The sequence below is a fragment of the Sphingobium sp. TomTYG72 genome (assembly GCF_055394715.1).
On record NZ_AP027336.1, the window covers coordinates 2,533,386 to 2,545,620 of the forward strand.

The 12,235-nt window shown below is 62.2% G+C and carries 11 protein-coding genes; 9 read left to right on the forward strand and 2 right to left on the reverse strand.

All coding sequences use genetic code 11. The features are described 5' to 3' along the window. Window positions 1-134: 134 nt before the first annotated feature. The 3 genes from lepA to ACZ5U1_RS12640 all read left to right on the forward strand — a co-directional run bounded on the left by lepA (window position 135) and on the right by ACZ5U1_RS12640 (window position 3,314). Window positions 135-1,940: a translation elongation factor 4 gene (gene lepA / locus ACZ5U1_RS12630; RefSeq protein WP_464778696.1), complete on the forward strand. Its 1,806-nt coding sequence runs from the start codon at window positions 135-137 to the stop codon at window positions 1,938-1,940. Between the two features lie 137 nt (window positions 1,941-2,077). Continuing rightward, on the forward strand, window positions 2,078-2,464 hold the full coding sequence (locus ACZ5U1_RS12635; RefSeq protein ID WP_464778697.1) for a PH domain-containing protein: 387 nt from the start codon (window positions 2,078-2,080) through the stop codon (window positions 2,462-2,464). Window positions 2,465-2,615: 151 nt separating this feature from the next. Next, window positions 2,616-3,314 (forward strand): hypothetical protein, encoded by a 699-nt coding sequence (locus tag ACZ5U1_RS12640; protein ID WP_464778698.1) that lies wholly within the window; start codon window positions 2,616-2,618, stop codon window positions 3,312-3,314. Between the two features lie 374 nt (window positions 3,315-3,688). Here ACZ5U1_RS12640 and ACZ5U1_RS12645 read toward each other — a convergent pair whose 3' ends face one another. Next, entirely contained in the window at window positions 3,689-3,985 is a 297-nt protein-coding gene (locus ACZ5U1_RS12645; protein ID WP_464778699.1) for an I78 family peptidase inhibitor, read from the reverse strand. Window positions 3,986-3,996: 11 nt separating this feature from the next. Then, window positions 3,997-5,163, reverse strand: a complete 1,167-nt coding sequence (gene rnd, locus ACZ5U1_RS12650; protein ID WP_464780048.1) for a ribonuclease D — start codon at window positions 5,161-5,163, stop codon at window positions 3,997-3,999. Between the two features lie 127 nt (window positions 5,164-5,290). Between rnd and aspS the strand changes: the two genes are divergently transcribed. The 6 genes from aspS to ACZ5U1_RS12680 all read left to right on the forward strand — a co-directional run bounded on the left by aspS (window position 5,291) and on the right by ACZ5U1_RS12680 (window position 12,196). Further along, window positions 5,291-7,075 (forward strand): aspartate--tRNA ligase, encoded by a 1,785-nt coding sequence (aspS, locus tag ACZ5U1_RS12655; RefSeq protein ID WP_464780049.1) that lies wholly within the window; start codon window positions 5,291-5,293, stop codon window positions 7,073-7,075. A gap of 113 nt (window positions 7,076-7,188) precedes the next feature. Then, window positions 7,189-8,193: an IS30 family transposase gene (locus tag ACZ5U1_RS12660; protein WP_464778700.1), complete on the forward strand. Its 1,005-nt coding sequence runs from the start codon at window positions 7,189-7,191 to the stop codon at window positions 8,191-8,193. 107 nt (window positions 8,194-8,300) lie between these two features. After that, window positions 8,301-9,083, forward strand: coding sequence for a polyphosphate kinase 2 family protein (locus ACZ5U1_RS12665; RefSeq protein ID WP_464778701.1), 783 nt, complete (start codon window positions 8,301-8,303; stop codon window positions 9,081-9,083). A gap of 85 nt (window positions 9,084-9,168) precedes the next feature. After that, on the forward strand, window positions 9,169-10,488 hold the full coding sequence (locus ACZ5U1_RS12670; RefSeq protein WP_464778702.1) for a methyl-accepting chemotaxis protein: 1,320 nt from the start codon (window positions 9,169-9,171) through the stop codon (window positions 10,486-10,488). A gap of 80 nt (window positions 10,489-10,568) precedes the next feature. Further along, window positions 10,569-10,754: a hypothetical protein gene (locus ACZ5U1_RS12675; protein WP_196225106.1), complete on the forward strand. Its 186-nt coding sequence runs from the start codon at window positions 10,569-10,571 to the stop codon at window positions 10,752-10,754. Window positions 10,755-10,846: 92 nt separating this feature from the next. Further along, the gene (locus ACZ5U1_RS12680; RefSeq protein WP_464778703.1) at window positions 10,847-12,196 is read left to right on the forward strand and encodes a S41 family peptidase; all 1,350 of its coding nucleotides are present in this window, start codon (window positions 10,847-10,849) and stop codon (window positions 12,194-12,196) included. Window positions 12,197-12,235: the final 39 nt, after the last annotated feature.

Sequence of the window (12,235 nt, forward strand, 5' to 3'; positions counted from 1 at the left end):
TGGAATTTTTATTATGGTACGACCCGTTTAAGGCTCGCGTCAATTACCATAGCTCGCGGGCTTTTCCTACTGATGGTCAGGCTGGTTGCAAGCTCTGCTGACAGGCCCGCAAATGGCTGCTATCGGCGCGGTCCATGACCAACCTTTCGCACATCCGTAATTTCTCGATCATCGCCCATATCGACCATGGCAAGTCGACGCTGGCCGACCGCCTGATCCAGCGCACCGGGGGGCTGACCGACCGGGAGATGTCGGCGCAGGTCCTCGACAATATGGATATCGAGAAGGAGCGCGGCATCACGATCAAGGCGCAGACCGTGCGCCTCGATTATGTCGCGAAAAATGGTGAGACATATGAGCTCAACCTCATGGACACGCCGGGCCATGTCGATTTCGCCTATGAAGTGAGCCGGAGCCTGGCTGCGTGCGAGGGCGCGCTGCTGGTTGTCGATGCTGCGCAGGGCGTGGAAGCGCAGACGCTGGCTAATGTCTATCAGTCGATCGAGCATGACCATGAGATCGTGCCGGTGCTGAACAAGATCGATCTGCCCGCCGCCGAACCGGAAAAGGTGCGGGCGGAGATCGAGGAAGTGATCGGCCTCGATGCGTCGGAAGCGGTGTTGGCGAGCGCCAAGTCGGGCATCGGCATCGACGATATTCTCGAAGCCATCGTCGCCAAGATCCCGCCGCCCAAGGGTGATCGCAACGCCCCGCTGGAAGCCATGTTGGTCGACAGCTGGTACGACCCTTATCTCGGTGTCGTCATCCTGGTCCGCGTCGTCAACGGCGTGATCAAGAAGGGCCAGCAGATCAAGTTCATGATCGGCGAGACCGAGCATCTGATCGACCGCGTCGGATGCATGCGGCCCAAGATCGAGCAACTGCCCGAACTCGGGCCGGGCGAGATCGGCTTCATCACCGCGCAGATCAAGGACATCAGCCAGACCCGTGTCGGCGACACCATCACCACGGTCAAGAACCCTGCCGCTAAGCCGCTGCCGGGTTTCAAGGAAGTGCAGCCGGTTGTGTTCTGCGGCCTGTTCCCGGTGGATGCCAATGATTTTGAGAAGCTGCGCGATTCGATCAGCAAGCTGCGGCTCAACGATGCGTCCTTCTCCTTCGAAATGGAGACCTCGGCGGCGCTCGGTTTCGGCTTCCGCTGCGGGTTCCTGGGGCTGCTGCATCTGGAGATCATCCAGGAGCGGCTGACGCGCGAATATGATCTCGATCTCATCACCACCGCGCCGTCGGTGGTCTATGAAATGCACATGAAGGATGGGGAGGTGAAGCACCTGCACAACCCCGCCGACATGCCTGACCCGAACCATATCGAGATGATCGAGGAGCCGTGGATCGAGGCGGTGATTTACTGCCCTGACGAATATCTCGGCTCGATCCTGAAGCTCTGTCAGGACCGGCGCGGCATTCAGAAGAACCTGACCTATGTTGGCGGACGCGCGCAGGTGACCTATGAACTGCCGCTCAACGAAGTGGTGTTCGACTTTTATGATCGCTTGAAGTCGATCAGCCGGGGATATGCGAGCTTCGACTATCATCAGATCGGCACGCGCGAGGGCGATCTCGTCAAGATGAGCATCCTCGTCAACAATGAGCCGGTCGATGCGCTGTCGATGATCGTCCACCGCAGCGCCGCCGAGGCGCGTGGGCGGCATATGTGCGAGCGGTTGAAGGACCTGATCCCCCGCCACCTATTCAAGATCCCGATCCAGGCGGCGATCGGCGGCAAGGTGATTGCGCGGGAGACGATCGCGGCGATGCGCAAGGACGTGACCGCGAAATGCTATGGCGGCGACATCACCCGCAAGAAGAAGCTGCTGGAGAAGCAGAAAGAAGGCAAGAAGCGGATGCGGGAATATGGGTCGGTGCAGATCCCGCAGGAGGCCTTCATTGCGGCGTTGCGTATGGGGGATGAGAGCTAACACTCCTTCGTTTGGGTTGGGCTGGTCGAAGCCTGCTCTTTTCGTTGGAGAAGGGCAGGAGGGGCGCGCTGAGCAAGGATTGACGCGGGCGGGGCATCCATGATCATGTCCGTGCGCACTTCTTGATGGGACGAATGATGAGCGACGCCTGGCTGTATGACGAGCATCCTGCGATGTTTCGCGCGCATCCGTTCCTGTTCATCCTGCTGCTGATTTCGGTTGTCGGGCTGCTGGCGATCGGGGTCTGGTGGCTGCGGGTGAAGGGGGAACGGTTGGCGTTGTCCGACCGGGAGGTGCTGATGGAGCGCGGGCTGCTGGCCAAGCAGCGGACGGAGATCGCGCTATCGAGCATTCGCAGCGTGCGCATCACCCAGACATTCGGCCAGCGCATCTTCGATGTCGGCAATGTCGAGCTGTTCAGCGCGGGCGATATGGCGGAAATCGCGATCAAGTCGATGCCGCGACCGGGGCGCATCCGGAACATCGCGGCGTCGCGTAATCTGGATTTGCTGCCACAGCGTTGACGGGCGCTCGCGCCCCCTTGACCTGACGCCAATTTATTTCGACCATATGTCCTGACTGAAGGGACAGTGAAAAGCCTGTATCCGGGGAAGGATGCCGCTGGGTAACGCTGCTTCGCAATGGCGCGGGGCGCGGTTGCAAAGGGTGTCCTTCATGGCCTTGCCGGTGATGCTTTCGCTGCCTGAATTAACTGAGCCGCAGCGTGAGGCCGTTCGTGAGGCCTGCGGCTTCGCCTGCGTCCGATGTGGCGTGACCATCTATCGCTATCTTCGCCTGCCCGATTCGCCCCAAGCGACATTGCTCTGCCCGACTTGCCACGCGCTGGTGGAGGAGGGGCGGCTGACCACGGCGCAGGTGCAGGGATTTCATACCAATCCGGTGGTCCGCCAGCGGCACTTCGCTCGGGACCGCATGCCATTTTCTTCGGAGTTGCCGACTTTGATCGTCGGGGGCTCGCGGCCGCTGCGCGATACGCCGATTCCGCTGGTGCTGGATGGGGAGCCGATCCTGATGTTCGCGCCGCCGCGCCGCAGCCGGGGCGCGACGCGGATCAGCCTGCGGCTCGGCGATCCGCACGGCAACCCGGTGCAGGTGATCCAGGGCAATGAATGGCTGGCCGCCAATGGTAGCTGGCGGTTTCTGCTGCGGGGTGATCGCTACAGCGTCATGGCGGCGCGCGGCGAGGGGTTAGCCATTTTGCGGATCGTGGCGCGTAACCGGATCGCGGTGGAACATTTGCGCACGACGATCCGGGGGCGGCGATTGGAGGTGACGCCGGATTGGCTGGAGATCGACGGTAAGCGCCATGTGAACCGGATCGGTAGCGGCGCGCTTGTAGGACTGGAATGTTGAGGTGATGCGTAAAAAACGGCGGATTTCCGTCGAAGTTCACAGTGTATGCGCGCGCGTGGCCGGGCGCGCGTGCGCGAGGGGGTGATGTGGGACGTTTCAAAGAGAGGGGCGGGGATAGGGTTGTTGTGGGGGAATAGGACAGGGTGAATTTTGGGCTGGTGTTGGGAATAGGATGGTTTTTTAGGGGGGTGTGGCATTTGGGTGACGGTGGCGCTGATTAGTTATTCCCCTTCCGCTTGCATTCAAGGGAGGCAGGTGACTCGTTTGAAGGGTTAGGGGTGGGGCGAGCGTAGCGAGCTTCTTCTATGAAACCGGTGTTGCGCTGGCCCACCCCCCGACCCCCTCCCGCTTGCGGGAGGGGGAGTAGGAGTGCGCTAACCGCACCTTGCGGAGGTGATTGTCATCTTCTCGTCGTAGCTGACGGTTAGGCGATCGGGGCGGAAGTCCATGGTCATGGCCATGCTGGGGGCGCCCCAGCGGAGGGTGCGGGCGCCGGATGCTTCTAGCAGTTGCGTTCCGAGGTCGACGCTTGCGGTCTGGCCGACGAAGCGATCGAGGCCCTCGTTGCGGCATGGGCCTTCGGCTGTCGCTGGCGTGGTAGCGGGGCTTTGTCCGTCAGCGGCGGTGCAGGCCGCCAGCAACAGGGGGATCATTAGCGCCGCTGCCCGCATTATAATTGCTCCTATTCGGTGCGTGTCATCTTGAGGCGGCCGCCCTTGACCGCAAAGGCCAGGCGTCCTTCGACAAGGTCAACGGCATCGCGGCCGAATTGTTCATAGCGCCAGCCTTCCAGGATCGACAGGTCATCGCGGACACCTGCGGCCAGCGCGTCCAGATCGTCGCTGCGGGCCAAGAGGCGGGCGGCAACGTTGATGTCGCGTGAGCGGATCTTGAGGAGCAGCTTCAGCAAATCCGCGACCAGCGCGCCGTCCTTGCCGAGGCCCGGACGCTTTGGATCGCGTTCGGGCATCTCATCCTTGTCGAGCGGGGTGTGGCTGCCGAGCGCCGCCATCAGGCGGGCGCCGATGTCGTTGGTTTTCCAGGTGGCGGACAGGCCGCGCACCTTGCCAAGGTCTTCCTGAGACCGGGGTGGATGGCTGGCGATGTCGGCCAGCGTCTCATCCTTGACGATGCGGCCACGGGGAAGATTCTTGTCCTGCGCCTCGATCTCGCGCCACGCGGCGAGCGCCTTGAGGCGGCCGAGGACGTCGGCCTTGCGGCTGGCGATGCGGACGCGCTTCCAGGCGTCCTGCGGTTCGTTCACATAGTTGGAAGGGTCGCAGACGCGCTCCATTTCCTGATCGAGCCAGTCGCCCCGTCCGGTCTTGCGTAACTCCTCCAGCATCATCGGGAAAATCTGGATCAGATAGGTGACGTCGCCGATCGCATAGTCGATCTGCCGCTTGTCGAGCGGGCGGCGGCCCCAGTCGGTGAAACGCGCGCCCTTGTCGAGTTGCACGCCGAGCCACGCATCGACGAGGTTGCCGTAACCGATCTGTTCCCCAAGGCCCAATGCCATGGCGGCGATCTGCGTGTCGAACATCGGATGCGGGGTCCGGCCGGTGAGGTTGTAGATGATCTCCAGATCCTGCCCGCCGGCATGAAAGACCTTCAGCACATCCTCATTGTCGACCATCAGGTCGAGCAGGGGGCTAAGGTCGAGGCCCGGCGCCTTGGGGTCGATCGCGGCGGCTTCCTTGCTGTCGGCCACCTGGACGAGGCAGAGGTCAGGCCAATAGCTGTTTTCGCGCATGAACTCCGTATCGACCGCGATGTAGGGTGATTTGGCGATACGGGCGCAGAATTGGGCGAGAGTCTTGCTGTCGGTGATCAGCGGATGGATTTGCATATGGTCTTCGATCTTATTATGGGCTGGCCCGTCGCTCACGGGCTCGTCAATGCTTGACAAGACCGCCCATAGCGGGGCTGCGGCACTTTGTCATTTCCGTAAAACGAAGCTGAAAGATACAATCGCCATGCACGCCTATCGCACTCATACTTGCGGCGCCCTGACTTCTGCCGAAGTTGGCAATGAAGTGCGCGTGTCCGGATGGGTGCATCGCAAGCGCGATCATGGCGACCTGGTCTTCATCGACCTGCGCGATCATTATGGCATGGTGCAGATCGTCACCGAGGTGGACGGTCCCGTCTTCAAGGTGATCGAATCGCTGCGCGCCGAAAGCGTGGTGACGGTGACCGGCAAGGTGGTGGCGCGCGCGCCCGAGGCCGTGAACCCCAACCTGCCGACGGGCGAGATCGAAATCCGGGCGCTGGACGCGGTTCTGCTGTCGGCTGCCGCCGATCTGCCGCTTCCCGTGGCGGGCGAGCAGGAATATCCCGAGGATATCCGCCTGCGCTACCGCTTCCTCGACCTGCGGCGCGAGACGCTGCATGCGAACATCGTCAAGCGGACCAAGGTCATCTCCGACATGCGCCGCCGCATGGAAGGGGCAGGCTTCACCGAATATTCGACGCCGATCCTGACCGCGAGCAGCCCGGAAGGCGCGCGCGACTTTCTGGTGCCGAGCCGTATCCATCCCGGCAAATTCTACGCCCTGCCGCAGGCGCCGCAGCAATATAAGCAGCTGCTGATGGTGGCGGGTTTCGACCGCTATTTCCAGATCGCCCCCTGCTTCCGTGACGAAGATCCGCGCGCCGACCGCCTGCCGGGTGAGTTCTACCAGCTTGATCTGGAGATGAGCTTCGTCACGCAGGAAGATGTGTGGAACACGATGGAGCCGGTGATCGCGCAGGTGTTCGAGCAGTTCGCCGACGGCAAGCCGGTGACGCCTGCGGGCAGCTTTCCGCGCATCGCCTATGATGAGGCGATCCTGAAATATGGATCGGACAAGCCGGACCTGCGCAACCCGATCCTTATTCAGGACGTGACCGAGCATTTCCATGGCTCGGGCTTTGGCATCTTCGCATCGCTGGTCGAGAGCGGCAGCGTCATTCGTGCGATCCCGGCGCCGGGCGCGGGCGCGGGGAGCCGGAAGTTCTTCGACGACATGAATAATTGGGCGCGGGGCGAGGGCTATTCCGGCCTTGGCTATATCAATATCAAGGACGGCGCGCCCGGCGGCCCGATCGCCAAGAACCATGGCGAGGAGCGGACGGCCAAGCTGATCGAGGCGCTGGGCCTTGGCCCCAATGACGGCGTGTTCTTCGCGGCGGGCAAGGAAAGCCAGGCCGCCAAGCTGGCGGGTCTGGCGCGCATTCGCGTGGGTGAGCAGCTTGATCTGATCGACAAGGATCGGTTCGACCTCTGCTGGATCGTGGATTTCCCCTTCTACGAATATGACGAGGAATCGAAGTCGGTCGACTTTGCGCACAACCCCTTCTCCATGCCGCAGGGCGGGATGGACGCGCTGGAGCATCAGGACCCGCTGACGATCAAGGCGTATCAGTATGACATGGTCTGCAACGGCTATGAGATTGCTTCGGGGTCGATCCGTAACCAGTCGCCTGAGCTGATGGTGAAGGCGTTTGAGAAGGTGGGCCTCAGCCAACAGGATGTGGAGGAGCGTTTCGGCGGCCTTTATCGCGCGTTTCAATATGGCGCGCCGCCGCATGGTGGTATGGCCGCTGGTGTCGATCGCATCGTCATGCTGCTGTGCGGGGCGCAGAATTTGCGCGAAGTGACGCTGTTCCCAATGAACCAGCGGGCCGAAGACCTGCTGATGGGCGCGCCGAGCGCGGCGGAGTTCAAGCAACTGCGCGAACTGCATGTTCGGGTGGTGGAGCCGCAGGCGAAGGCTTGATCACCCTACCGTCATCCCAGCGAAAGCTGGGATCTTGGTCGAGATCGCGCTGCGCCTCCTGAGATGCCCTGAGTTCACGGAACAAGTGCAACACCTGCTAGGGTGTTGTTGCGATGGGACAGAGATATGGCCAGCTCAGCCTTGAGGAGCGGATCGAGATTTACCGGCTGCATGCAGGCGGTAAATCGCAAAGAGCCATAGCGGCGCATCTCGGGCGGGCGCCAGCTACGATCAGCCGCGAACTGCGGCGCAACAGCGTGCGAACCAAGGTCTGGCCCGGTGGCTATGAGCCTGTCCGCGCCCAGCAGCTTGCCGAACGCAGGCGCCGATGGGATTGCCGCTTCAAGCTGGAACGCCAACCGGACCTGCGCGGCCTTGTGAGGGACGGCCTTGCGATGGGATGGTCCCCCGAGCAGATCGCAGGCCGATTGACGCGCGAGCACGGTCGCACCCTCATCAGCCCTGAGTCAATCTACCGCTTCATCTACCACCGTTCGGCACAGAAGGATTATTGGCACCGCCTGCTGCCGCGCGCCCGGCACAGGCGCGGCCACCCTGTCCCTACCGGCGGGAGCATGCTCGACATCATCAAGCATCGCCGCCCGTTGACCGAGCGCCCTCCTGACGCCGATGATCGGCAAAGCCCAGGCCATTGGGAAGCCGATTTCATGCTCTTTGCCCGCTATGGCCAGGCCATCCTCGTCGCCCATGAACGCGCCTCCCGGTTCACGATCATCCACCGGCCACAGGATCGAAAGGCCCGCAGAACCGCAGGCCATCTGGCGGACATGCTGGCCGACCTGCCCCAAACCCTCCGACGCTCCATCGCTTTCGACAATGGACCCGAGTTCGCCCGGCATCACCAGCTCGCAAACCAGATCGGTATCCAGACCTTCTTCTGCGATGTCCGTTCACCCTGGCAAAAAGGCGGCGTCGAAAATGCCATCGGACGCCTCCGCCGCAGCCTGCCGCGCAAAACCAACCTCGATGCCATCACCACCGATGACATCCTCGCTGCCATACAGCGCTATAATCATACGCCAAGAAAATGCCTCGACTTCCTTACTCCCGCAGAGGCATTCTCTCGCTTCAATCCAAATGTTGCACTTCAAACGTGAATCTACATCCCAGCTTTCGCTGGGATGACGGGGCAGGAGCGGGGCGGATTTGACATTTTGCCGCTTCGGGCGTTGCTTTCCTCATCTGAACAGGAAGGATGACGCGCATGGCGATTGACCTTGCCGATTATGAGAAGGGCAAGCCTATCAAAGGCGACTATGAGGCGGAGCTGCAAAAGCTGCAGGAGCGGCTGGCGAAGATTCAGGTTGCTCATGTGATCCATGACCGGCGGTCGGTCATCCTGTTCGAAGGCTGGGACGCGGCGGGCAAGGGCGGCATCATCAAGCGGATGACCGCGCAATGGGACCCGCGCTATTATCGGGTCTGGCCGATAGCCGCTCCGACGGCGGAAGAGTGCGATCATCATTTCCTCTGGCGCTTCTGGACGCGGCTGCCCGCAGGCCGCAACATCGCGGTGTTCGACCGCAGCTGGTACGGGCGCGTGCTGGTCGAGCGAGTGGAAGGGCTCTGCTCCAAGGGCGAATGGAAGCGCGCCTATGACGAGATCAACGCCTTCGAAAAGCAGCAGGCGGACGCGGGGACGAACATCATCAAGCTGTTCGTCCATATTACCCAGGAAACGCAGGACAAGCAGCTGGCGCAGCGGCTCGACACGCCGTGGAAGCGGTGGAAGACCGGCAAGGAAGATTATCGCAACCGGGCGCGGCGCGACGATTATCTCGACGCGATGCACGACATGTTCAAGAAGACGGAAAGCAAATATGCGCCATGGCAGGTGATCGACAATAATCACCGTGCGGCCGGGCGGATCGCCGCGCTGAAATATGTCGCCAAGTCCTTGGAAAAGCTGGTGCCGATGGATTTTCCTGAGGCCGACCCGGAGGTGGTCAAGCTCGCCAAGGAAGCATTCAACTATCAACTGCCGTAAAAAACCAAAACAAAACAGTGTGTTGTCATAAATATGTCATCAAAACCTAACCGCTCATTTACCATTCGGGCGCTACCAGCGGCGCATGTACGCGCCCATGATGCTCGATCCTTCGCCGTCGCTGCCTCGCTGGCAGGGCCTGCCCTTCGTCTCCACCAGTCCGGCAATCCGGATCGGACGGCCGTTGAGCGAAGCGGTGGAGCATTTTCAGCAAAACCCTTCGCTGCGGCTGCTGCCCGTGCTGGACGAAGCGGATCGGCCCAAGGGCGCGATCTACGAGCGGAACATGCGGCGGATATTGTTCAATCCGTTCGGTCATGCGCTGCTGCGTAACCCCAGCTTTGGTGGGCGGCTTGATGACCATATCCGGCCCTGTGCCTCGGTTGAGCGGAGCGCCACGATCGAGATGTTGATCGACCTCTACGCAGCGCAGGGGCAGAAATGCGAAGGGCTGATCGTCATCGAAGCCGGCCGTTATGCCGGGATGGTCGGCGGGCAGTTGCTGCTGAAGCTGGCGGCGGAGCGGGATGCGCGCGTCGCGATTGCGCGGGCGGAGCGGCTGGAGCGCGTGACGCGGGAGAGCGGCAGCTTTCGCGACGACATCGCGACGTTGATCGCCGATCTGGTGGGGATGGCCGATATGCTGTCCCGGCTGGCGAGCGACGCCGCGGAAAGGGCGGCCCATAACGGTCAGGCGGCAGCAGGCATGGCAGTGGCCGCCGCGCAAACCGCTGACAATCTGTCCGGCATCGCTGGATCGGCCAACGACCTTGGCCTGCTGTTCCAGTCGATCGAGGATGAGGTGCGTCAGGCGGGTGCCGCGATCAAGGCGGCGGTCGAACAGACGCGGCTGGGGTCGGCACAGACCCAACAATTGCGCGTTCAGGCAGATGGGATCGGCGAGGTGACGGCGCTGATCGACGCGGTTGCCAGGGCAACGGCGACGCTGGCCCTGAACGCGGGCATAGAGGCCGCGCGAGCCGGGGAGGCGGGGCAAGGCTTTGCCGTTGTCGCGCGCGAGGTGAAGCTGCTCGCCGGGCAGACCCGCGAAGCCGCGGCGGAAATTGCCGACCGGATAGACCATATCCGCGCGACTGTCGGTCATGTGGCGCAGGGCCATGCGTTGATGGGGTCCGCGATTGAGACGGCGGATCGGCTGTCGGCTTCCGTGTTCGACGCGGTGGCGCGTCATGGCGCCTTTAGCCGGGGCATCGCTGCCAGCATGGCCGAAGCGGGCGAGTCCAGCGACCATGTCCGGCTGAGCGCCAGTCAGATCAGCCGGAATGCCGACGCGGCGGTCGATGGCGCGCGCAACATCCGGCATGCGGCAAGCCAACTGGCGGGCGAAGCGCAGCGGCTGGATGCGCGGGCCAGTCTCTTTATCGAGGCCATTCGATTGGATTGACGTCGGCTTCAGGGAAAAATGGCTGGCGCCATGCGCAAATGCGGCTAACCTCAACATCCAACAAGAAGGAGAGGAAAGCCATGCTCGTGATGTTCGTGGGCGCCGACCGGACCGAAACCGCCATCAATGCCGCGCAGGTCACCTTCGTATCTTCTGTTACTGACGGCACCCGCATCCGCTTTGGCGAAGGCCGCAGCGTCACCGTGGTAGAACCGATCGCCCAGGTGATGGAGGATCTCAATCAGGCGTTGCGGCCGCACGAATAGCGTCGCGCCCGGCGCTACGCCGCAACCGATGCTTTGCGTATGCCTGAGAAGCATCCTATACTGATGGCTTGATGCCAGGACTCAGGACAGCAATGAAATCCAATTTCTTCCGGGGCGCCGTTGCCCTTGGCGCGCTCGCGCTCATCCCCGCCACCACGGCCGCGCTCGCGGACGGGGAAGCGAGCAGCTACAAGGCGCTCGACGAGTTCATGGACGTCTTCCAGAAAGTCCGCAGCGACTATGTCGAAAAGGTCGATGACGAAAAGCTGATCAAGGGCGCGATCGACGGCATGCTCGCCAGCCTCGACCCGCATTCGAGCTTCCTCGACGCGCGAGACTTCCAGAACCTGCGCACCCAGACAGAGGGCAGCTATGGCGGCCTTGGCCTATCGGTCACGCAGGAGGATGGCGCGGTCAAGGTGATCGCACCGACGCAGGATACCCCGGCCTGGCGCGCAGGGATCAAGGCTGGGGATTATATCACACATCTCGACGGGCAGCTGATTTATGGCGGCACGCTGGACGAAGCCGTCGACAAGATGCGCGGCGCGCCGGGCACGTCGATCAAGCTCACCATCGTGCGCGCAGGCCGCGACAAGCCGATCGAAGTGACGCTGACGCGCGAGATCATTCAGCTGAAGCCGGTGAAGTGGGAAGTGAAGAACGGCGTTGGCGTGATCAACATCGTCAGCTTTTCCGCCAATACGGGCGCCGATTTGCGGCAGGCGATCCGCAGCATCGACAAGAGCCTGGGCCGTAAGCCGACCGGCTACATCCTTGACCTCCGGTCCAATCCGGGGGGGTTGCTGGATGAAGCCGTGTCCGTGAGCGACGCGTTCCTGGAGCGCGGTGAGATCGTATCACAGCGCGGCCGCAACAAGGGCGATGTTGAGCGCTATTATGCCAAGCCCGGCGATGATGCGAAGGGCTTGCCGGTCATCGTGCTGGTCGATGCCGGGTCTGCCTCGGCCTCCGAGATCGTCGCGGGCGCGCTTCAGGATCAGCATCGCGCATTGGTGATGGGCGAGCGCAGCTTCGGCAAGGGCAGCGTGCAGACGATGTTGCCGCTGACCAATACGACCGCGCTCAAGCTGACGACGGCGCGCTATTATACGCCGTCCGGCCGGTCTGTGCAGGAAGGCGGTATCGAGCCTGACGTCCGGGTGCCGCAGTTATCGGATCCCGATTACAAGAACCGGCCGAAGTTCCGCGAAAGCGACCTGCGCCGCCACCTGATCAACGAGATCAAGACGGACAATGCCGCGCTGGAAGAAGACACCAAGGAAGATCCCCGCTTCGCCATGACGGCCGAGGAGCTGAAGAAGAAGGGGATCGAGGATTTCCAGCTGGATTATGCGCTGAAGACGATCGGGCGGCTGGCGGCGAAGCCGGGCGCGGTGGTTGCACAGGCGGGAACGACAGGGAAGAAGGTGGTTCGGTGATCTGAGTGGCTGGTTTTTTTGGGTGAAGGGTACTTCCTC